Here is a 19943-nt window from a genome sequence, read left to right as displayed (position 1 = left end):
CGGTCAGGCCAGGAAGTCCGGGCTCTCCCGCGTCAGGATGCGGCGGACGCTATCGAGGTGCAGCCGGGCGCTGTCGGCCCGGCCGGCGGCCTCCTGCGCGGCCACGCGGCGCGCCACCTCCTCCGGCACCGGCTTCAGCGCCCGGCCGGAGGACATGGCGAGAAGCTGCGCCTGCGCCGCCCGCTCCAGGTAGTAGAGGTCGTCCCAGGCCTCGGCGATCGTCTCCGCCACCACCATGACGCCGTGGTTCTTCATGAAGACGATGTCGGCCTCGCCCAGGCTGCCGGCGATGCGGTCGCCCTCGCGCGAGTCGAGCGCCAGGCCGTTGTAGTCCTCGTCCACCGCGGTGCGGCCGTAGAAGCGCAGCGCCGTCTGCCCCGCCCAGACCAGCGGCTCGCCCTCCAGCATGGCCAGCGCGGTCGCATGCGGCATGTGGGTGTGGAAGGCGACCCGCGCGCGGGGCTTCAGGGCGTGGATGCGGGCGTGGATGTAGAAGGCCGTCGCCTCCGGCTGGCCCTGGCCTTCCACCACGTTGCCGTCGAAATCGCAGACCAGCAGGCTGGAGGCGGTCACCTCGGCGAAGGACAGGCCGTGGGGATTGACCAGGAACAGATCCGGCCGTCCCGGCACCACGGCGGAGAAGTGATTGCAGATGCCCTCCTGCAGGCCGAGCCGCGCCGCCATGCGGAAGCAGGCGGCGAGATCGACCCGCGCCCGCCGCAGCGCCTCCGCCTCCGGCGGGTGGTTGTGCGCCAGGCTCGGCACCGGGGCGGAGGAGGCGGCGAGGGAATGGGCCATGACTGCGGCATCCTCGGGCGGCTGGAGGGGGGTGAAGGCCGGCAGATTGCGGCCGGTGCCGGCCGGGCGCAACCGGGCTCGGCCAAGGGGGAGCCTTGGCCAGAGGAGACTCAGCCAGGGGCGATGCTCTCGCGGATGAAGCCGATCAGCGGCTCGACCAGCTGGCTCTGCCCGGTCGCGTCGCCGAACACCGCCATCTCCGCGACGCCCAGGGCCGGCAGGCCGTGATGCTCGGTCAGGCCCTCGGGCAGGCCGGAACGGCCGAGCACGGTGACGGCGAGGCCGGCCTGCGCCGCCGCCGCCACGCCGAGCAGGCTGGCGGAGACATAGACCACCTCGAACTCCATCCCGGCCCGCGCCAGGGCGGCCAGGGCGCGGTCGCGGAACATGCAGCCCTGCGGCAGCATGGCCACCGGCAGCGGCCGCCCCTCGGGCGGTGCCCAGCCCGGCGCCGCGACCCAGACGATCGGCTCGGTCCAGATCGGCCGCCCCTCGGTCTCGCCATCCCGCCGCTTGCCCAGCACCAGATCGAGCTCGCCCCGCTCCTGCGCCGCGCGCAGCTCGTGGCTGCGGCCGACCTCGATCTCCAGCGCCAGCTCGGGAAAGGTGCGGGCGAAGCGGGCCAGGATGGGCGCCAGGTTGCGCGGCACGAAATGATCGGCGACGCCGAGGCGCAGGCGGCCAGCCACCGGCGGCGCGATCATCCGCCGCACCGCCTCGTCGTTCAGCGCCAGCATGCGGCGGGCATAGGCGAGCAGCGTCTCGCCCTCGCGCGTGAGCGCGATGCTGCGGCTGGTGCGCTCCAGCACGCGCTTCTGCAGCAGCTCCTCCAGGCGCTTCACCTTCAGGCTGACGGCGGATTGCGTCAGGCCGAGCGCGGCGGCGCCGGCGGTGAAGCCGCCGCGCTCGGCCACCTGGACGAAGCAGCGCAACAGGTCGAGGTCGAGATCGGGCAGGCGCATGGGCGGAGGCTAGAGCAGATCCGGCCCGGAGGGAATTCTCTCCCCGGCGGAAGACATCCGCCAAAACAAGGGACTAGGGCGAGGATCCGGGCTCGGGCGAGGCGGGGGCGGCCTGCGCCGCGTCATAGCGCCGCTGGGCCGCCAGTACCGCCCCGATATGGCTCTCCGCCCAGTCGCGCAGGGAATCGAGCGTGGCGGCCAGGGTGCGCCCCAACGGCGTCGCGGCGTATTCCACCGTCACCGGCACGGTGGGGAACACATGCCGCGACACCAACCCGTCCCGCTCCAGCCGCCGCAGCGTCTGCGACAGCACCTTCTGCGAGATCCCGGTGCGCCGGCGCAGCGTGGCGAAGCGCGTCGGCGCCGCCGCCAGCGTGACCAGGAGCATCACGGTCCATTTGTCGGCGATCCGGTCGAGCACGAGCCGGGTCGGGCATCGCGGATCGTAGAGGTCACCCTGCATGGGGCGGTTTCCTCGGGGTAACGCGGTGCGTCCAAGGTGCCTTCTTTACAGCACCTCACCGCAGGTTATCTGGTTTCCATCAGATACCACGGCGAAGGGACAGACCGCCATGCACATCGCCCTCATCGGCGCCTCCGGCCAGGCCGGCGCCCGCATCCTCCAGGAACTGGCGCGGCGCGGCCATTCCGTCACCGCCATCGCCCGCGATCCCGCCCGCATCGCCGCCGCCCCGGGCGTGACGGCCGTGGCCGGGGACCTGTTCGATCAGGCGGCGCTGGCCGAGCGGCTGGCCGGCCACGCGGCCGTCATCAGCGCGGTGCATTTCACGGCCAGCGATCCGGAGAAGCTGATCGGGGCCGTCCGGCAGGCCGGCGTGCCGCGCTATCTGGTGGTGGGGGGCGCCGGCAGCCTGGAGGTGGCGCCCGGCAAGCGCCTGCTGGACAGCCCCGACTTCCCCGCCGCCTATCGCGCCGAGGCCGAGGGCGGCGCCGCCTTCCTGGCCCGGCTGCGGCAGGAGGAGGCGCTGGACTGGACTTTCCTCTCCCCCTCCGCCGACTTCCATGCCGGCGAACGCACCGGGCGCTTCCGCCTCGGCACCGACCAGCTCCTCGTGGCGGCGGACGGCCGCAGCCACATCAGCTTCGAGGACTTCGCCGTGGTCCTGGTGGATGAGGTGGAGGCGCCGCGCCACAGCCGGGCGCGCTTCACCGTCGGCTACTAGAGCGGATCCCGATCAGGGGAAGCGCCTGATCGGGTGAGGATGCTCGCAAACACAACGGGGCCGGCCGGAGCCGGCCCCGGAAGAGGGGTCAGATATCCTCCTCGAAGCCGCCATCCTCGTAGCCCGGATCGTCGGCATAGCCGCCCTGATCCTCCGCCGGCGTGGCGTCCTGCCCCCAGCCGGAGGAATCGGCGGCCGGCACGGCGTCCTGCTGGCCCGGATCGGTCCACGGGCTGGAGGCCGGCACCGCCTCCTCGGCGAAGGCGCCGGCCGCATCCGTGGCCTGGGTGGCGGCCTCGGCCGCGCCCCCCGAGAAGGCGCCCATCAGCATGTTCCCGAGCACCATGCCGCCCGCGACACCCGCCGCCGTGGTCAGCGCCGAGCCGAGGAAGCCCGAGCCGCGGCCCTGCTGCATCATGCCCGGGTTCATGGGCTGCGGCGGCTGAACCGGCTGCGGGCGCGGCGTCATCGGCACCGGGCGCTGCTGCTGCTGGCCGCCGCCGAACATGCCGCCGAACAGCCCGCCCCGGCCCTGCGGCTGCTGCTGCGCCGCCTGGGCCTGGCGCTCGCTGTTCTCCAGCTGCCACTCCAGCTCCTGGATGCGGTTCTGCGCCTGCACCAGGGCGTGCTCCTGCACGAAGGCCGTCTGCGTCAGGCGGTAGCGCGCCTCCGGGTAGCGGGCGAACAGGTCAGCGATCAGCCGATCGGACTCGGGATCGACCGGCGGCAGGGGCGGGCGGGACTGGGTGGCCGGCACGCTGCTGCCGCCCCAGGGCGAGGCCGCCGGCTGCGAAGCGGAGACCCCCGCCATGCGCTCGACGAAGGCGGTGATGATGCGGCGTTCTTCTTCGGTCATATCAGATCCCCGGACGGGGCCTTTCCCAGACTAGGTTGCCTCGCGCGCCACCCGACCCGCAGGGGGACCGGCGCATGGCGAGCAGGCCATGCGTGTGGCGCGGTGCTGGCATCTGGACCACCCGCCACCGTCTTTCAAGGCCGCGTTAAATTCCGGCCATGTTTTGTCACGCAAATCTCTCGCCGGCTGCCGATCGCTACGCGCGGCGAAGCCCCAGCCGGCCGAACTCGATCACCGGGCAACGGTCCATGACCGCGATCAGCCCCGCCTGCCGGGCCCGCTCCGCCGCCGCCGTGTCGACGACGCCGAGCTGCATCCAGACCACCCACGCGCCCTGCGCGATGGCCTCGTCCACCACCGCCCCGGCCTCCTCGCTGCGGCGGAAGATATCCACCATCTCCAGGGGCCCCGCCGCCTCCAGCGAGGGCGCGACGGTGGCGCCATGCAGGCTCTGCCCGGCCAGGCCCGGATTGACCGGCACCACCGCATAGCCCTGCCGGACCAGGAAGCCGGTGACCTCGTGCGAGGGCCGCGCCGGATTGGCCGAGGCGCCGACCACGGCGATGTGCCGGGTGTTCAGCAGGATGTCGCGAATGGTGTCGTCGCTTAGCCCGTCGATGCTCATGGGAACCTCCGTGTGCCTTCGGGGGCAACGCCGGGCCGGGCGGAAGGGTTCCCCCCCCCCGCCCGGCGTCCGGAGAGAGCGCCCCGGGCCGGTCAGTACAGCACGACGCCGCGAATGCTCTCGCCCCGCGTCATCAGGTCGAAGCCCTCGTTGATCTTGTCCAGGGGCATGGTGTGGGTGATCAGGTCGTCGATGTTGATCCTGCCGTCCATGTACCAGTCGACGATCCTCGGCACGTCGGTCCGCCCGCGCGCGCCGCCGAAGGCGGAGCCGATCCAGCGCCGGCCGGTGACGAGCTGGAAGGGGCGGGTGCTGATCTCCTGCCCCGCCGCCGCGACGCCGATGATGGTGGAGACGCCCCAGCCCTTGTGGCAGCACTCCAGCGCCTGGCGCATCAGCGTGGTGTTGCCGACGCATTCGAAGCTGTAGTCGGCGCCGCCCTTGGTCAGCTCGACCAGGTGCCCCACCAGGTCGCCCTTCACCGCCTTCGGATTGACGAAGTGGGTCATGCCGAACTTGCGGGCGATGGCCTCGCGCTCCGGGTTGATGTCCACGCCGACGATCATGTCGGCGCCGACCATCTTCGCGCCCTGGATGACGTTCAGGCCGATGCCGCCCAGGCCGAACACCACGACATTGGCGCCCGCCTCCACCTTGGCGGTGAACAGCACGGCGCCGAGGCCGGTCGTGACGCCGCAGCCGATGTAGCAGACCTTGTCGAAGGGCGCGTCCTCGCGGACCTTCGCCAGCGCGATCTCGGGGACCACCGTGTGGTTCGCGAAGGTCGAGGTGCCCATGTAGTGGTGGATGGGCTTGCCGTTGCAGGAGAAGCGGCTGGTGCCGTCCGGCATCTGCCCGCGGCCCTGGGTGACGCGGATCTTCTGGCAGAGATTGGTCTTGCGGCTGAGGCAGTAGTCGCACTCGCGGCATTCCGGCGTGTAGAGCGGAATGACGTGGTCGCCCTTCCTGAGCGATTTCACGCCCGGGCCGACATCCACGACGATGCCGGCGCCCTCATGGCCCAGGATGCTGGGGAAGATGCCTTCCGGGTCGGCGCCGGAGAGGGTGTACTTGTCGGTGTGGCACAGGCCGGTGGCCTTGATCTCCACCAGCACCTCGCCCTCGCGCGGGCCTTCCAGGTCCACCTCCTCGATGGACAGCGGCTTGCCGGCCTCCCAGGCAACGGCGGCGCGGGTCTTCATGGGCGGATCTCCTCGGGCTTCGGCCGGAGCGGCGCGCCGCTCCCTCGGTCCGGAAACTGGCATGCCGGGCGGACGCGGAAAAGGCCGGCGCGCCGCGACGCCGCCGGCGGGCCGGGCCCAGGGCCCGGGATCCCGGGGCCAACGATCCTTTGCCTTGACCGGCGCGGTGCGGGGAGGCGAAAGCGTTGGGAATGCCCTTCCCCTTCCTCAGCCGCCAGCCCCGCGTGGCGGTCGTCCGGCTCTCCGGCCTCATCGCCGCGCGTGGCGGTCTGCTGCCCGGCGGCGGCCTCAGCCTCGAGAGCGTCGGGCCGGTGCTGGAGCGCGCCTTCGGCCTGAAGCGCCTGGCCGGCGTGGTGCTGGCGATCAACTCGCCCGGCGGCTCGCCGGTGCAGTCGAGCCTCATCGCCCACCGCATCCGGCAACTGGCCAACCAGCACCGCGTGCCGGTCATCGCCTGCTGCGAGGATGCCGCCGCCTCGGGCGGCTACTGGCTGGCCTGCGCGGCGGAGGAGATCGTCGCCGATCCCTCCAGCATCGTCGGCTCGATCGGCGTCGTCTCCGCTGGCTTCGGGCTCGAGGCGCTGGCGGCGAAGCTCGGCGTCGAGCGGCGACTGGCCACGGCGGGCGGGCAGAAATCCTTCCTCGACCCCTTCCGGCCGGTGGAGGACTGGCAGCGCGAGCGGCTGCAGGAGCTGCTCGACGCGCTGCATGCCGAGTTCAAGGCCTGGGTGCACGAGCGCCGCGGCACCCGGCTGAAGGCCCCGGAGGCGGAGCTGTTCAACGGCCGCTTCTGGACCGGGCGCCAGGCCCTGCCGCTCGGCCTGGTCGATCGCCTGGGCGACGCCCGGGGCGAGATCCGGCGCCGCTTCGGCGAGAAGGTGCAGGTGGTGTCGCTGGGCCAGCGGCGCCCGCCCCTGCCGCTGCGCCTGCTGCGCGGCGCCGCCGCGGAGGCGGTCGCCGGGCTGGAGGAGCGCGCGGCCTGGGCGCGGATCGGCCTCTGAGCCACCATGCTTGACAGGGGGCCACCCCGGGGTGGCAATCCCCGTCAGCGCAGAGGAGGCCCGGATGGACCAGCAGAGCACCCTTTCCCCCGCCACGGCGGAGGACCCCCGCCTGGAACGGCTGGCCGGGATCGCCGTGCGGGTCGGGCTGGGCGGGCTGAAGCCGGGGCAAGAGCTGCTGATGACCGCGCCGGTCGAGGCGCTGCCGCTGGTCCGGCTGATCACCGAGGCGGCCTACAGGGCCGGCGCCTCGCTGGTGACGACGCTGTTCTCCGACGACCAGTCGGCCCTGGCCCGCTACCGACTCGCCACCGATGACAGTTTCGACGTGGCGCCGGGCTGGATGTACGAGGCCATGGCGGCGGCCTTCCGCGGCGGCGCGGCGCGCCTCGCGGTGGTGGGCGAGGACCCGAACCTGCTGGCCGCCCAGGACCCGGAGAAGGTGGCGCGCGCCAACCGCGCCCGCTCCAAGGCGTACCGGCCGGCGCTGGAGCTGATCACCGCCTCGGCCATCAACTGGACGCTGGTGCCCTACGCCACCCAGGCCTGGGCCCGCGCCGTCTTCCCCGACCTCGCGCCCCACGAGGCGCAGGCGAGGCTCTGGGAGGCTGTCTACAGCAGCACCCGCGTCGACCGCCCCGACCCCGAGGCCGAGTGGGCGCGCCACAACGCCGCGCTGATGGAGCGGCGCCGGATGCTCGACGCCCAGCGCTTCCGCGCCCTGCACTTCAGGGGCCCGGGCACCGACCTGCGGGTGGGCCTGGCCGACGGGCACAGCTGGATGGGCGGCAGCTCGAAGGCGCGCAACGGCATCACCGGCAATCCCAACATCCCGACCGAGGAGGTCTTCACCACGCCGCACGCGGCGATGACGGAAGGCACGGTCGCCGCCACCAAGCCGCTGGCCCATGCCGGCACGCTGATCAGCGACATCCGCGTCCGCTTCGAGGGCGGGCGGATCGTCGAGGCGCATGCCGGCACGGGCGAGGCGGTGCTGAACCGGCTGATCTCGACCGACGAGGGCGCGCGGCGGCTGGGCGAGGTGGCGCTGGTGCCGCATTCCTCGCCGATCTCGCAAAGCGGCCTGCTGTTCTTCAACACGCTGTTCGACGAGAACGCCGCCTGCCACATCGCCCTCGGCCAGGCCTACAAGAAGTGCTTCACCGATTCCGAGAGCATGACGGACGAGCAGTTCACGGCGCGGGGCGGCAATTCCTCGCTGATCCATGTGGACTGGATGATCGGCTCGGCCGAGACGGACCTCGACGGCATCGGCTTCGACGGTCAGGCCGTGCCGCTGATGCGGAAGGGCGAGTGGGTCTGACCTGACGCCGGCGCGCATCCCGATCCGGCGATTCCACCGGATTGGGATCCGCTCTAGCGCGGCGCGCGCGCCGGATTGCCGACGACCGTCGCGCCCGGCGGCACGTCCCGCGTCACCACGCTGCCGGCGCCGATCACCGCATCGTCGCCCACCGTGACGCCGGGCAGCAGGATGGCGCCGCCGCCGATCCAGACATTGGCGCCGATCCGCACGGGGCGGCCGAACTCCAGCCCGCTGCGCCGCGCCTCCGGCTCGCGCGGGTGGTCGGCCGTGTAGATCTGCACCGCCGGCCCGATCTGCGTGCCCTCGCCGATGCTGACCGCGACGACATCGAGGATGACGCAGTTGAAGTTGAGGAAGGCGCCGGCGCCGATGCTGATGTTGTAGCCGTAGTCGCAATGGAAGGGCGCGCGGATCACCGCCCCCTCCCCCACCGCCGCCAGCCGCTCGCGCAGCAGCGCGGCCCGGGCGGCGGGATCGGCGAAGGCGGCGTTGTAGCGCGCCATCCAGTCCCGCGCCGCCGCGGCATCGGCCTGAATCTCCGCATCGCCCGCATGGTAGAGGGCGCCGGACAGCATCTTCTGCTTCTCGGTCAAGGCCACGCTTCAGCTCCCTTCCGGTTGGAGAGGGAGCTTAGCGAGAGGCGCGCGGAATGCCCATGCGGGGCGAGGTCGGAGGGTGTCATGTGCCGCCCCCCTGCCCCCGCCCTCTCCCGTTACAGCATCGCCGCGACCGCCTTGGTCTCGGTGTAGAGCTCGATCGCCTCGTAGCCCATCTCGCGGCCCCAGCCGGACTGCTTGTAGCCGCCGAAGGGCAGCGCGACGTCGTTGAAGTTGTGCACGTTGATCCAGACGGAGCCCGCCTTGATCCTGCGCGCCATCTTGTGGGCGATGCCGATGTCGCGCGTCCAGATGCTGGCGGCCAGGCCGTAGGCGGTGTTGTTGGCCTCGCGCGCGATGCGCTCCAGGTCGTCGTCGTTGAACGGCATGGCGCAGACGACGGGGCCGAAGATCTCCTCCTTCACCACCGACATCTCCGGCGTCGTCCTCGCCAGCACGGTGGGCTTGATGAAATAGCCCTCGTTGCCGTGCCGCTCGCCGCCGGTCACCACCTCGGCCCCGGCCTGCTTGCCGGCGGCGAGGTAGCCGCTCACCTTGTCGAACTGCTCCTGCGAGACCAGCGGGCCGATCCGCGTCTCCGGCTCCAGCCCGTGGCCGATGCGCCACTTGCCGGCCTCGTCCGCCAGGCCCGACATCATCTTGTCGAAGATGCGCTCATGCACGAAGAGGCGCGAGCCCGCCGTGCAGCACTGGCCCATGTTGAAGAAGATGCCGGTGGCGGCGCCGGGGATGGCGACGGAAAGGTCGGCGTCGGGGAACACCACGGCCGGCGACTTGCCGCCCAGCTCCAGGCTCACCTTCTTCAGGTTGCCCGCCGCCGCCTTGACGATCAGCTTGCCGACCTCGGTCGAGCCGGTGAAGGCCACCTTGTCCACGTCCGGATGCGCCGCCAGCGCCGCGCCCGGCGTGCCGTCGCCCGTCACCACGTTCACCACGCCTGGCGGGAAGCCCGCCTCCTCGATCAGCTCGCCCAGGCGGATCGCCGTCAGCGGCGTCTGCTCGGCCGGCTTCAGCACGATGGTGCAGCCGGCGGCAAGCGCCGGCGCGATCTTCCACGCCGCCATCATGAAGGGAAAGTTCCAGGGGATGATCTGCCCGACCACGCCGACCGGCTCGCGGATGCTGTAGGCGTGCCACTCGCCGGGCGCCGAGAGCGGGATCTGCTGGCCGGTGATCTTGGTGCACCAGCCGGCCATGTAGCGCAGCAGCTCGGCCGAGAAGGGCACGTCGACGGCGCGCGCGTCGCTGATCGGCTTGCCGTTGTCGAGGGATTCGAGCTGCGCCAGCTCCTCGGCGTGCCGCTCGATGACCTCAGCCAGCTTCCAGACCAGCTTGCCGCGCTCGGTCGGCTTCATCCGCGGCCAGGGGCCGTCCTCGAAGGCCTTGCGCGCGGCGCGCACGGCGGCATCGATATCCTCGGCCCCACCCTCGGCGACGGTGGCGATCTGCTGGCCATTGGCGGGGTCATGGACGGGGAAGGTCTTGCCGGATCGGGCATCGACCCATTGCCCGCCGATCAGCAGCTTGTGCCGGCGGGCGATGAAGGCGCGGGCCTCGGCGCCGAGGCGGCCGTGGGCGGTGGCGGCATCCATGGCGGTGTCCTCCTGTTCGTTGTGTTTATTTGAGCATAGCGAGCCGTTCCTGGCCGAGTCCAGCCCGGCGCCGGCGCATCATGTTAATGCGTCTCATTCTCAGATTACAACCTCGCCACCACGCCCCCGCGCGGTTTGACAGCCTCCCGGACGGGGCGCAGCCTGACCGGCCGGGTCCGCCTCGTCCGCCGCCCGTGCCCCGCCCATGCGGCAAGGGCGGGACGGCGCGCGCGGCGGGCCCGAACCTCCGAGTCCCGTCCAAGGAAGATCCGACATGCCCCCCGCGGGCCCTGACACCACCCCGCGGCCGGACCGCGCCGCGCCCGACCGAGACTGGCGCATCATCGGCCTCATCGGCACCGGCCACTTCCTGTCGCACTTCTACATGCTGTGCCTGGCGCCGCTCTTCCCGATCTGGCGCGACGAGTTCGGCGTCTCCTATGCCGCGCTCGGCCTGTCCGTCGCGCTGATGAGCGCGGTGACGGCGGTGCTGCAGACGCCGGTCGGCTTCCTGGTGGACCGGCACGGCGCGCGGCCCTACCTGATCGGCGGCACGCTGATCATGGCGCTCTCCATCTCCGCCATGGCCTTCGCGCCGAGCTACTGGGTCATTCTCGGCCTCGCGGTGCTGTCCGGCATCGGTAACAGCGTCATCCACCCGGCCGACTACGCCATCCTCGCCGGCTCCATCAACAAGGCGCGCATGGGCCGCGCCTTCGCCATGCACACCTTCACCGGCAATCTCGGCTTCGCCCTGGCGCCCCTGGTGATCGTGGCGCTGGCCGCGACCATGGGCTGGCGCGCCGGGCTGCTGCTGGTCGGCCTGCTCGGCGTGCCGGTGGTGGGCGCCATCCTGTGGCAGAGCCGGGTGCTCTCGGACCAGCCCAAGCCGCGCGCCACGGAAGGCGGCGCCGCCGTGCTGCTCTCGCGCACCATGCTGCTCTTCTTCGCCTTCTTCCTGCTCTCCTCCATGGCGGGTTCGGGCATCCAGGCCTTCCTCATCACCGTGCTGGACACGATGTGGGGCATTCCGGTCGCGGTCGGCTCGATGGCGCTCACCGGCTACATGGCGGGCAATTCCGGCGGCGTGCTGGTGGGCGGCTGGTTCGCCGACCGCTCGCAGCGCCACGCCGCCTTCGTCATCGGCCTGACGCTCTGCTCCATTGTCCTGCTGCTCATGCTGGGCACCATCCCCATCCCCGGCTGGGCCGCCATCGTGCTGGCGCTCGGCGCCGGCTTCGCGCTCGGCGCCAGCCGCACCCCGCGCGACGTGATGGTGAAGGATGCCTCGCCGCCGGGGCAGATCGGCAAGGTCTTCGGCTTCATCTCGGCCGGCCTGCCGCTGGGCGGCGCGCTGACCCCGGTGCCCTTCGGCATGCTGCTCGATGCCGGGCTGACGCACTGGGTGCTGCCGCTGGTGGCGGGGCTGCTGGCGCTCTCGCTGCTGTGCATGGGCACGGCGCGCGGCACCGCCGAGAGCGACAGGGCGCGCCCCCTCCCTGCCGAGTGACCTGCCTTCCGCCTGGCCTTCCGCCTGGCCGCTCGCCTGGCTGCTCGCCGGCCTGAACTGGCTGGGCACCGCCGCCTTCGCCGCGGCGGGCGCCCTCACCGCCTCGCGCAAGCGGCTCGACCCGGTCGGCTTCATCCTGATCGCCGCCGTCACCGCCTTCGGCGGTGGTACGGTGCGGGACGTGCTGCTGGGCCGCCCGGTCGGCTGGCTCACCACGCCCGGCCTGGCGCTGATGGTCGCCGGCATCGCCGTGCTGATCTTCTTCACGGCGCATCTGCTGGAACGGCGCTTCGTGCCGCTGCTCTGGGCCGACGCGCTGGGGCTGTCGGTCTTCGCCGTGCTGGGCGCCGAGGCGGCGCTGATGGAGGGCGCCAGCCCCTGGGCCGCGACGCTGATGGGCATGGCCACCGCCACCTTCGGCGGCGCGCTGCGCGACGTGATCTGCGGCGAGCTGCCGCTCATCCTGCGGCGCGAGATCTACGCCACGGCGGCCGCGCTCGGCGCCGGCGCCTTCGTCCTGCTCACCGCGGCGGGGGCGGACCGCGGCCTCGCCGTCTGCACCGGCCTCGCCCTCGCCTTCGGCCTCCGCGCGGCGGCGATCCGGCGGGGCTGGTCGCTCCCGGCCTACAGGGCGCGGCCGGGCCGCGACTACCCGGACCGGCGCTGAGTCTCCCTCACGGCGCCCAGCGCGTCTCCGGGTCGAGCGGCAGCACCGGGCGGGGCAGCTTCGTCCAGGCGAAGCGGTCCAGCATCGGCGAGGTCAGGCCGGGGGCGTCCACCTCGATGATGCGGCCGGGCGTGAAGAACTCGTCGAAGCCGCCGCGGAAATGCCCGCGCGACTTCAGCACCACGGCCCGCGCCGCGCCGATATCGAGGCCCAGATGCTCGAAGAAGGCCGGGTCGGCGCATTGCAGGCGGTGGCTGACCACCACCGCCGTGATCCCGCCCAGGCGCAGCGCGGCCGTCGGGCCCAGATCCTTCGCCGTGCCCGCATAGAGGCCACGCCGCCCGACGACCCGCCCGTCCGACAGCGCCACCACCTCCGCCGGCGCGGCGAAGGGATGCGCGAAGCCGCCCCGCGTGTCGCGGTTGAACCGGGCGCTGAAGCGCGCGCCCCGGCCGCGCTCATGCGCCTCCGCCGCCAGCGCCGGGTCATGGAGGAGGCCGAACAGCGCGCCCTCCACCCCCGCCTTGTGGAAGGCGGCCAGGATGAACAGGGTGTTGCCGCCGCCGCCACCGCCGGGATTGTCGGCGACATCGGCGAAGGCCAGCGGCACCTCCGCGGTCAGGGCGCGCTGCACCGCCTCGGTCAGCGGTGTCAACTTCGCCACGAAGCGGGCGCGCCGGCTCCAGGCATCGCGCGCCAGCTCGTCGGCCAGCGCCTCGCAGGCGGCACGGTCGGGGCCGGTGACGACGATGGCGAAGCCGTTGAAGGGCGTGTCGCTGTAGGCGAAGCCGCCCATCACCGAGACATTGGCGACCTTCTCCGGCCCCAGCAGCCGCCGCCGTTCCTGCCCGAAGTCGATCACCTCGCCATAGGGCCCCTTGGCCGTCAGCAGGCTGACGGTCGGCGCCACGATGGGCAGGCGGCGGAAGGCGCGATGGAACCGCTCGCCCGCCATCAGCCGCCGCAGCAGCGCGGCGGATTCCGCGCCCCGCTCGCGCATGTCGAGATGCGGGTTGGTGCGGTAGCCCACGAAGGCGTCGCAATGCCGCACCATCGCTTGGGAGACATTGGCGTGCAGGTCGTAGCTGCAGACCAGCGGCACGCCCTCGCCCAGCACCTCGCGGATCATCGCCTGCAGGGCACCCTCGGGATCGTCCAGCGCCGTGGTCAGGCCGGCGCCATGCAGCAGGCAGTAGACGCCGTCCAGCTCGCCGCGCAGCACCTCGAGCCCCTGGCGCCAGCGCGCCATCATGTCTGCGAAGTCGCCCTGCTCGACCGGCCCGTTCGGCTCGGCCAGGGCGAGCAGCAGCGGGCGGGGCCGCCAGGGTCCGGCGGCGTCCATGGCGGCGACGAAGCCCGGCATCTCCGGCAGCGCCACCGGCGCCGCGCCCCGCGCATCGGCCAGCAGGGCCTCGCCCTCCAGCCAGCGGCGGAAGTCCGCCAGGCGCGCCACGGGGGCGAAGCGGTTGCACTCGATGGAGAAGCCGAGCAGCGCGACGCGCGGCCCTCCCGTCACAGCGCCACCCCGGCCAGCTCGGCATGGCGCTGCGTCGCCTTCAGCCCGGCGCCGGTCAGCACCACCACCGTCACCTCCTCCCGCCCGATGGCGCCCTCCTCCCGCAGGCGGCTCAGCGCCGCCGCCGCCTGGGCCGAGGTGGGCTCCACATAGAGGCCCTGCGCCGCCAGATCGCGCGTGGCCGCGGCGATCTCCGCCTCCTCCAGCAGCACGGCGCCGCCGCCGCTCCGCCGCAGGGTGTCCAGGATCTCCGGCAGGCGGATCGGCTGGGCGATGGCCGTGCCCTCGGCGATGGTCGGGCCGGGCGGCGCCGGCGGCAGGCCGAGGAAGGCCCGCGCGATCGGCCCGCATTGCGCCGGCTGGGCGGCGAAGAGGCGCGGCAGGCGGTCGATCTGCCCCGCCCGCAGCAGCTCGCCGAAGCCGATGCCGCAGCCGAGCACGTTGGAGCCGGCGCCGCAGGGGACGATGACGTTGTCCGGCGCGCGGAAGCCGAGATCCTCCCACAGCTCGTAGGCCAGCGTCTTGGTACCCTGCAGGAAGAAAGGGTGCCAGTTGTGGCTGGCGTAGAAGACGCCCGAGGCCGGATCGTTCCCCGCCGGGTCGCTCCCTTGGGCCAGGGCCGCATCGGCGCAGTCCTGCCGGCTGCCGGGGATCAGCTCGATCGCGGCGCCGAGGGCGCGGGACTGCACCGTCTTGGCCGGGCTGGTCGAGGCCGGCACCAGGATCCTCGCCCGCATCCCGCCCGCCGCCGCGTAGGTGGCGATGGCCGCGCCGCCATTGCCGGAGGAATCCTCGAGCACGTGCCGGATGCCCTGCTCGCGCAGCAGCGAGAGCATGACCGTGGCGCCACGGTCCTTGAAGCTGCCGCTCGGCATCAGCCACTCGCATTTGAAGTGCGCCGTGCCGCGCAGCGCGCCCTGGCCCCAGTCGCGCCGCAGCAGCGGCGTCGCGCCCTCGCCGAGGGTGATCGGCGCCGCCGGCCGGAACGGCAGCGCCGCGGCGTAGCGCCAGAGGCCGCGCGTGCCGGCCTCGATTCCCGGCCGGGTCAGGCCGGGCAGGTCGGTGAGCAGCAGCGGCTGGCCCTCGGGGCCGCGCCAGCGGGGTTCGGAAAGCGGCCAGGTGCGGCCGCTGCGCGGGTCGAGATAGGCGGGGTCCTGCATGAGCGGGAGCCTCGCGCGCCCGGGGCCGTCCGGCAAGGGAGAGGCGCCGCTCCCGCCCCTTCTGGCGTTTCCCCTTTGGCGTTCCCCTGGCGCGCCCCGGGGCCGCCATGCCAGCCTCCCTCCCCGGCCGCCGCCCGGCGGCCCCAGCAAGGAGGCCCGCCATGGCCGAGGACCGCAGCCACCACACGACGATCGGCAACCACCCCCTGCATCCCGAGACGCTGATGCTGGGCTACGGCTACGACCCGGCCCTCTCCGAGGGCTCGGTCAAGCCGCCGGTCTTCCTGACCTCCACCTTCGTCTTCCGCTCGGCCGAGGAGGGGCGCGACTACTTCGATGTCGTCGCCGGCCGCAAGGCCGCCCCCGAGGGCGGCGCCGGGCTGGTCTATTCGCGCTTCAACCACCCCAACAGCGAGATCGTCGAGGACCGCCTGGCGATCTACGAGAAGGGCGAGGCAGCCCTGCTCTTCTCCTCCGGCATGGCGGCCATCGCCACCAGCATCCTGGCCTTCGCCCGGCCGGGCGACATCATCCTGCACAGCCAGCCGCTCTACGGCGGCACCGAGACGCTGCTCGCCCGCACCCTGGCGCAGTACGGCATCGCCGCCGAGGGCTTCGCGGAGGGGACGAAGGCCGCGGCCATCGAGGCCGCCGCGGACCGGGCCGTGGCGCGCGGCCGGGTCAGCGTGATCCTGGTGGAGACCCCCTCCAACCCGCTCAATACCCTGGTCGACCTGGCGCTGATCGGGGTCGCCGCCGACCGCATCGCCGCGCGGCAGGCGGGGCACCGCCCGGTGATCCTCTGCGACAACACCATGCTCGGGCCGATCTTCCAGCAGCCGCTGACGCATGGCGTCGACCTCGTCGTCTCCTCCATGACCAAGTATGTCGGCGGGCACAGCGACCTCGTCGCGGGCGCCGCCATCGGCCGGCGCGACCTGATCCAGGCGGTGCGGCTGCTGCGCGGCGCCATCGGCACGCAGCTCGATCCGCATTCCTGCTGGATGCTGGGCCGCTCTCTGGAGACGCTCTCGCTGCGCATGAAGGCGGCGGCGCGCAACGCCGAGGCGGTGGCCGACTTCCTGGAGCGGCACCCGCGCGTCGCGGCGGTGCATGCGCTGGGGCCGCAGGCCGGCCCGGTCTACGCGGCGCAATGCAGCGGCCCCGGCTCGACCTTCAGCATCGAGATCGCCGGCGGCCAGCCGGAGGCCTTCCGGGTGCTGAACCGGCTGCGCGTCTTCAAGCTGGCGGTCAGCCTGGGTGGCACCGAATCGCTGGCCAGCCACCCCGCCTCCACCACCCATTCCGGCGTGCCGGCGGAGGTGCGGGCGCGGATCGGCGTGAGCGACGGGCTGATCCGGCTCAGCATCGGCATCGAGCATGTCGACGACCTGATCGCCGACCTGACCCAGGCCCTGGCGGCGCTGGGCTGAGGGGCGGGCCGAAGGGACACACGCGGCGGGCGAAGGGCAGATCCGCGCCCGCCCATGTTGCGAACGAATCGCAGCTGTGCCTAAACGGGCGCCAATCTCCCGTTTCCGGAAAGTCTGGCATGGCTCGCTTGTCTCCGCTGCGCTCCCTCCTCCTCGCGACCGCCGCGGTCCTGCCCACCGCCACGCTGGCACAGGAGGCACCCGCCCTCGCCGCGGCGCCCATCACTGAGAGCAGCGTCACCGAGGGCAGCGTCACCCTGCCGGAGGTCAATGTCCAGGCCACCGCCTGGCGCGCCTGGGAGCATGCGCCGGGCTATGTCGCGCCACTCACCACCACCGGCTCCAAGACCGACACGCCGCTGATCGAGGCGCCGCAGTCGGTCGGCGTCGTCACCCGCGACCAGATCGACGACCAGGCGGCGCTCAGCGTCTCCCAGGCCCTGCGCTACACCGCCGGCGTGCTGGCCGAGGTGCGGCCCGCCGCGCGCTATGACAGCGTCTTCGTGCGCGGCTTCGGCGGGCAGGGCACCGGCGCCGCCTTCGTCAACTTCCTCGATGGCCTGCGCCAGGGCCGCGGCCTCTACTACGGCGTGCCGAACACCGACCCCTGGCTGCTGGAGAGGATCGAGGTGCTGCGCGGCCCGGCCTCGGTGCTCTACGGCCAGACCGGCGTCGGCGGCCTGGTGAACCTGGTCAGCCGCCGCCCGACCACCACGCCGATCCATGAGGTCCGCATCGAGGCCGGCAGCAACGCGCTGATGCAGACCGCCTTCGATTTCGGCGGCCCGCTGACCGAGGACGGCACCTTCGCCTACCGCCTGACCGGCATCGCCCGCATCGCCGACACGCAGTACGACTTCGCCGAGGAGCAGCGCATCGCCATCGCGCCCGCGCTGATGTGGCGCCCGGACGACAACACCACCTTCACGCTGCTCGCCTCCTACCAGAAGGATCCGAAGAGCGGCTTCTACAACTTCGTCCCCGCCGTCGGCTCGGTGCTGCCCAGCCCCTATGGCCAGCAGCGCCGCGGCTTCTTCGGCGGCGATCCGAACTACGACCGCTTCGACCGCACCCAGGCCTCGATCGGCTACCAGTTCGAGCACCGCTTCGACAATGTCTGGACGGTGCGCCAGAACTTCCGCTACTCGCATATCGACGCGGAGTTCAACGTCCTCTCCATCGGCTCCATCGCCGCCAACGGCCGCACCGGCAGCCGCCGCGCCACCTACGCCTCGGACCACGCCAATTCCTACGCGCTGGACAACCAGGCGCAGGCGACCTTCACCACCGGCCCGGTGCAGCACACGGCGCTCTTCGGCGTCGACTGGCAGCGCACCTCGGCGCGCGCGCGGCTGACCACCATCAGCGTCGACGTGCCGAGCCTCGACCTCTTCGCGCCGGTCTACTACCGGAACATCCCGCCCATCCTCTCCGGCCCGGCCGACCTGACCAACCAGGAACTGGACCAGCTCGGCTTCTACGCGCAGGACCAGATCGCGCTCGGCCGCTGGCGGTTCAATGTCGGCCTGCGCTACGACACCGCCAGCATCGGCACGACGACGCATCTGGCGAGCGGCGCCAACGCGGCGCAGACCTCGCAGTGGGATGACGAGCTGACCTGGCGCGTCGGCGGCCTCTACCTCTTCGACAACGGCCTGGCGCCCTATGCCAGCTACTCGACCTCCTTCCTGCCGAACACCGGCACCCAGGCGCCGCAGCGCGGCGGCGGCAACTTCGCGCCCACCACGGGCGAGCAGTACGAGGTCGGCGTGAAGTACCAGCCGCCGGGCATGAACAGCTTCGTCCAGCTCGCCGCCTTCCACATCACGCAGGACAATGTGCTGACCCGTGACGCGGTCTACACGAACTACAGCGTCGCGCAGGGCGAGATCCGCTCGCGCGGCATCGAGCTGGAGGGCCGCGCCAGCCTGACCGACAGCCTCGACCTGCTCGGCAGCTACGCCTATCTCGACACCGAGATCACCAAGTCGAACGTCGTCGGCGTCGAGGGCAACCGGGTGCCGCAGGTGCCGCACCACATGGCTTCCGGCTGGGCCAACTATGCCTTCCACGAGGGCCCGCTGCGCGGCCTGAGCCTCGGCGGCGGCGTGCGCTACATCGGCGAGACCTACGGCAACGACACCAACACCTTCAAGGTGCCGTCGGTGACGCTGTTCGATGCCGCCATCCGCTACGAGCTGGGCGCCCGCTTCGAGAAGCTGGCCGGCGTCGAGCTGGCGGTGAACGCGCAGAACCTCGCCGACAAGGACTACGTGGCCAGCTGCAGCAGCATCACCGCCTGCTACTACGGCACGGGCCGGATGGTGCTGGGCTCGCTGCGCGCCCGCTGGTGAGCGGCGGCGGGACGGCCGGGCGGCGGCGCCTGCTGGGCGCCCTGCCGGCCCTCCTCTCCTCCCTGGCCATGCCGGCGCTGCCGCGGCACGCCGGGGCTGCGGCGGCGCCGCTGACGGATATCGCGGGGCGCGGCGTCACCCTTCCCGGCACCGCCCGGCGCATCGCGCTGACCGAGGCGCGGCATGTCCTCGCCATGGGCCTGCTGCACCCCGATCCGGTCTCCCTCATCGTCGGCTGGGGCGATGACCTGCGTCGGATGAACCCGCCCGACTACGCCATGGTGCGGGAGCGCTTCCCGCGGGTGGACGACATCCCGCTGCTGCGGCGCGGGCAGTCGCAGGACCTGGCGCTGGAGACGCTGCTGGCGGCGCGGCCGGAGGTGCTGGTCGCCGGCCTCTCCGCCGTCGCCAGCGGCCTCGCCGACCGCGTCACCGCGCTCGGCATTCCCGTCATCGTCATCGACTTCTTCCAGGACCCGATGCGCAACACGCGGCCGAGCCTCGCCCTGCTCGGCCGGATCCTGGGGCGGGAGGACCGGGCGGCGGCCTTCGAGGCCTTCTACGGCGAACGCCTCGCCGCCATCGCCGCGCGCGTCGCCGGCGCGGAGGCCCCCTCCGTGTTCCTGCACGCCCATGCCGGCGGCCGGCCCTGCTGCGATTCCCCCGGCCGCGGCGCCCATGATTCGATGATCCGTTTCTGCGGCGGGCGCAGCATCGGCGCCGCGCTGCTGCCCGGCACCATCGGCACCCTGTCCTTCGAGCAGGTGGTGGCCGCCGATCCCCGCCTCTATGTCGCGACCGGCGGCCCCTATGGCGGCCGCGGCGGCATCCCGCTCGGCCCGGGCGTCACGCCCGGGGCGGCGAGCGCCGCCCTGGCCGACACGCTGCGCCGCGACCGGCTCGACCTGCTGCCGGCGGTGCGCCGGGGCCGGGCGCATGCCGTCTGGCACGGCTTCAACGACACGCCCGCGCATGTGGTGATGCTGGAGCTGCTGGCCCGCTGGCTGCATCCCGACCGCTGCGCCGACCTCGATCCCGCCGCCACCCTGGCGGCGCTCAACCGGGATTTCCTGGCCATCCCGATGGCCGGAACCTACTGGGCCGACCTGCCCGCCGGCCCGTCCATGAGCCGGCCCTGA

18 protein-coding genes are annotated in these 19943 nt (G+C 72.7%); 8 read left to right on the top strand and 10 right to left on the bottom strand.

The genetic code is table 11. The features are described from left to right. Window positions 1-3 precede the first annotated feature (3 nt). The 3 genes from ACF3NH_RS09175 to ACF3NH_RS09165 form a co-directional block, all read right to left on the bottom strand. Entirely contained in the window at window positions 4-798 is a 795-nt protein-coding gene (locus ACF3NH_RS09175) for an aldolase (RefSeq protein WP_198365336.1), read from the bottom strand. A 110-nt stretch (window positions 799-908) separates the two neighbouring features. After that, window positions 909-1760: a LysR family transcriptional regulator gene (locus ACF3NH_RS09170; protein WP_198365335.1), complete on the bottom strand. Its 852-nt coding sequence runs from the start codon at window positions 1758-1760 to the stop codon at window positions 909-911. 73 nt (window positions 1761-1833) lie between these two features. Then, window positions 1834-2223, bottom strand: a complete 390-nt coding sequence (locus ACF3NH_RS09165; protein ID WP_198365334.1) for a winged helix-turn-helix transcriptional regulator — start codon at window positions 2221-2223, stop codon at window positions 1834-1836. 109 nt (window positions 2224-2332) lie between these two features. Between ACF3NH_RS09165 and ACF3NH_RS09160 the strand changes: the two genes are divergently transcribed. Continuing rightward, complete coding sequence (locus ACF3NH_RS09160; protein WP_422922595.1) at window positions 2333-2944, top strand: NAD(P)-dependent oxidoreductase; 612 nt, start codon at window positions 2333-2335, stop codon at window positions 2942-2944. Between the two features lie 88 nt (window positions 2945-3032). Here ACF3NH_RS09160 and ACF3NH_RS09155 read toward each other — a convergent pair whose 3' ends face one another. The 3 genes from ACF3NH_RS09155 to ACF3NH_RS09145 all read right to left on the bottom strand — a co-directional run bounded on the left by ACF3NH_RS09155 (window position 3033) and on the right by ACF3NH_RS09145 (window position 5627). After that, window positions 3033-3800, bottom strand: coding sequence for a DUF2076 domain-containing protein (locus ACF3NH_RS09155; protein WP_198365332.1), 768 nt, complete (start codon window positions 3798-3800; stop codon window positions 3033-3035). A 196-nt stretch (window positions 3801-3996) separates the two neighbouring features. Next, window positions 3997-4425 (bottom strand): CoA-binding protein, encoded by a 429-nt coding sequence (locus ACF3NH_RS09150; protein WP_422922594.1) that lies wholly within the window; start codon window positions 4423-4425, stop codon window positions 3997-3999. A 92-nt stretch (window positions 4426-4517) separates the two neighbouring features. Continuing rightward, complete coding sequence (locus tag ACF3NH_RS09145) at window positions 4518-5627, bottom strand: S-(hydroxymethyl)glutathione dehydrogenase/class III alcohol dehydrogenase (protein ID WP_422922593.1); 1110 nt, start codon at window positions 5625-5627, stop codon at window positions 4518-4520. Window positions 5628-5818: 191 nt separating this feature from the next. Here ACF3NH_RS09145 and ACF3NH_RS09140 point away from each other — a divergent pair, with 191 nt between their 5' ends. Then, complete coding sequence (locus ACF3NH_RS09140; RefSeq protein WP_422922592.1) at window positions 5819-6628, top strand: S49 family peptidase; 810 nt, start codon at window positions 5819-5821, stop codon at window positions 6626-6628. A 64-nt stretch (window positions 6629-6692) separates the two neighbouring features. After that, window positions 6693-7952, top strand: a complete 1260-nt coding sequence (locus ACF3NH_RS09135; RefSeq protein ID WP_422922591.1) for an aminopeptidase — start codon at window positions 6693-6695, stop codon at window positions 7950-7952. Window positions 7953-8005: 53 nt separating this feature from the next. On the opposite strand, the gene ACF3NH_RS09130 is transcribed toward ACF3NH_RS09135, so the two are convergent. Together ACF3NH_RS09130 and ACF3NH_RS09125 are read right to left on the bottom strand one after the other, a co-directional pair. Next, window positions 8006-8530, bottom strand: a complete 525-nt coding sequence (locus tag ACF3NH_RS09130) for a sugar O-acetyltransferase (RefSeq protein ID WP_422924755.1) — start codon at window positions 8528-8530, stop codon at window positions 8006-8008. A 137-nt stretch (window positions 8531-8667) separates the two neighbouring features. Next, entirely contained in the window at window positions 8668-10164 is a 1497-nt protein-coding gene (locus tag ACF3NH_RS09125) for an aldehyde dehydrogenase family protein (protein ID WP_422922590.1), read from the bottom strand. A gap of 274 nt (window positions 10165-10438) precedes the next feature. On the opposite strand from ACF3NH_RS09125, the gene ACF3NH_RS09120 reads away from it, so the two are divergent. Together ACF3NH_RS09120 and ACF3NH_RS09115 are read left to right on the top strand one after the other, a co-directional pair. Next, window positions 10439-11674: an MFS transporter gene (locus ACF3NH_RS09120; protein ID WP_198365326.1), complete on the top strand. Its 1236-nt coding sequence runs from the start codon at window positions 10439-10441 to the stop codon at window positions 11672-11674. Beyond that, a complete protein-coding gene (locus ACF3NH_RS09115; RefSeq protein ID WP_422924753.1) occupies window positions 11664-12341 on the top strand; it encodes a trimeric intracellular cation channel family protein in 678 nt (225 codons plus the stop codon). The genes ACF3NH_RS09120 and ACF3NH_RS09115 overlap by 11 nt, the downstream gene beginning before the upstream one ends. A gap of 7 nt (window positions 12342-12348) precedes the next feature. Here the strand turns inward: ACF3NH_RS09115 and ACF3NH_RS09110 are convergent, their stop codons facing one another. Together ACF3NH_RS09110 and ACF3NH_RS09105 are read right to left on the bottom strand one after the other, a co-directional pair. Continuing rightward, window positions 12349-13857 (bottom strand): M81 family metallopeptidase, encoded by a 1509-nt coding sequence (locus ACF3NH_RS09110; protein WP_422922589.1) that lies wholly within the window; start codon window positions 13855-13857, stop codon window positions 12349-12351. After that, the gene (locus ACF3NH_RS09105; RefSeq protein ID WP_422922588.1) at window positions 13854-15017 is read right to left on the bottom strand and encodes a threonine synthase; all 1164 of its coding nucleotides are present in this window, start codon (window positions 15015-15017) and stop codon (window positions 13854-13856) included. Before ACF3NH_RS09105 ends, ACF3NH_RS09110 begins: the two co-directional genes overlap by 4 nt. A 161-nt stretch (window positions 15018-15178) precedes the next feature. Between ACF3NH_RS09105 and ACF3NH_RS09100 the strand changes: the two genes are divergently transcribed. The 3 genes from ACF3NH_RS09100 to ACF3NH_RS09090 all read left to right on the top strand — a co-directional run bounded on the left by ACF3NH_RS09100 (window position 15179) and on the right by ACF3NH_RS09090 (window position 19943). Continuing rightward, window positions 15179-16450, top strand: a complete 1272-nt coding sequence (locus ACF3NH_RS09100) for a cystathionine gamma-synthase family protein (protein ID WP_198365323.1) — start codon at window positions 15179-15181, stop codon at window positions 16448-16450. A 119-nt stretch (window positions 16451-16569) separates the two neighbouring features. Continuing rightward, entirely contained in the window at window positions 16570-18804 is a 2235-nt protein-coding gene (locus ACF3NH_RS09095; RefSeq protein ID WP_422922587.1) for a TonB-dependent siderophore receptor, read from the top strand. After that, window positions 18801-19943, top strand: a complete 1143-nt coding sequence (locus ACF3NH_RS09090; RefSeq protein WP_422922586.1) for an ABC transporter substrate-binding protein — start codon at window positions 18801-18803, stop codon at window positions 19941-19943. Before ACF3NH_RS09095 ends, ACF3NH_RS09090 begins: the two co-directional genes overlap by 4 nt.

It is taken from the genome of Pseudoroseomonas sp. WGS1072 (assembly GCF_049340465.1).
Taxonomy (GTDB): Bacteria; Pseudomonadota; Alphaproteobacteria; order Acetobacterales; family Acetobacteraceae; genus Pseudoroseomonas.
The sequence above is the reverse complement of the archived record's forward strand: the minus strand, read 5'-3'. Positions and strand labels throughout refer to the sequence as shown.

Excerpts from the sequence above, each read along its gene's own strand:
- ACF3NH_RS09140 (WP_422922592.1), top strand. The coding sequence starts at position 5,819 with ATGCCCTTCCCCTTCCTCAGCCGCCAGCCCCGCGTGGCGGTCGTCCGG.
- ACF3NH_RS09135 (WP_422922591.1), top strand. The coding sequence starts at position 6,693 with ATGGACCAGCAGAGCACCCTTTCCCCCGCCACGGCGGAGGACCCCCGC.
- ACF3NH_RS09120 (WP_198365326.1), top strand. The coding sequence starts at position 10,439 with ATGCCCCCCGCGGGCCCTGACACCACCCCGCGGCCGGACCGCGCCGCG.
- ACF3NH_RS09165 (WP_198365334.1), bottom strand. The coding sequence starts at position 2,223 with ATGCAGGGTGACCTCTACGATCCGCGATGCCCGACCCGGCTCGTGCTC.
- ACF3NH_RS09175 (WP_198365336.1), bottom strand. The coding sequence starts at position 798 with ATGGCCCATTCCCTCGCCGCCTCCTCCGCCCCGGTGCCGAGCCTGGCG.
- ACF3NH_RS09095 (WP_422922587.1), top strand. The coding sequence starts at position 16,570 with ATGGCTCGCTTGTCTCCGCTGCGCTCCCTCCTCCTCGCGACCGCCGCG.
- ACF3NH_RS09130 (WP_422924755.1), bottom strand. The coding sequence starts at position 8,530 with ATGCTGTCCGGCGCCCTCTACCATGCGGGCGATGCGGAGATTCAGGCC.
- ACF3NH_RS09125 (WP_422922590.1), bottom strand. The coding sequence starts at position 10,164 with ATGGATGCCGCCACCGCCCACGGCCGCCTCGGCGCCGAGGCCCGCGCC.
- ACF3NH_RS09155 (WP_198365332.1), bottom strand. The coding sequence starts at position 3,800 with ATGACCGAAGAAGAACGCCGCATCATCACCGCCTTCGTCGAGCGCATG.
- ACF3NH_RS09160 (WP_422922595.1), top strand. The coding sequence starts at position 2,333 with ATGCACATCGCCCTCATCGGCGCCTCCGGCCAGGCCGGCGCCCGCATC.
- ACF3NH_RS09100 (WP_198365323.1), top strand. The coding sequence starts at position 15,179 with ATGGCCGAGGACCGCAGCCACCACACGACGATCGGCAACCACCCCCTG.
- ACF3NH_RS09145 (WP_422922593.1), bottom strand. The coding sequence starts at position 5,627 with ATGAAGACCCGCGCCGCCGTTGCCTGGGAGGCCGGCAAGCCGCTGTCC.
- ACF3NH_RS09105 (WP_422922588.1), bottom strand. The coding sequence starts at position 15,017 with ATGCAGGACCCCGCCTATCTCGACCCGCGCAGCGGCCGCACCTGGCCG.
- ACF3NH_RS09170 (WP_198365335.1), bottom strand. The coding sequence starts at position 1,760 with ATGCGCCTGCCCGATCTCGACCTCGACCTGTTGCGCTGCTTCGTCCAG.
- ACF3NH_RS09150 (WP_422922594.1), bottom strand. The coding sequence starts at position 4,425 with ATGAGCATCGACGGGCTAAGCGACGACACCATTCGCGACATCCTGCTG.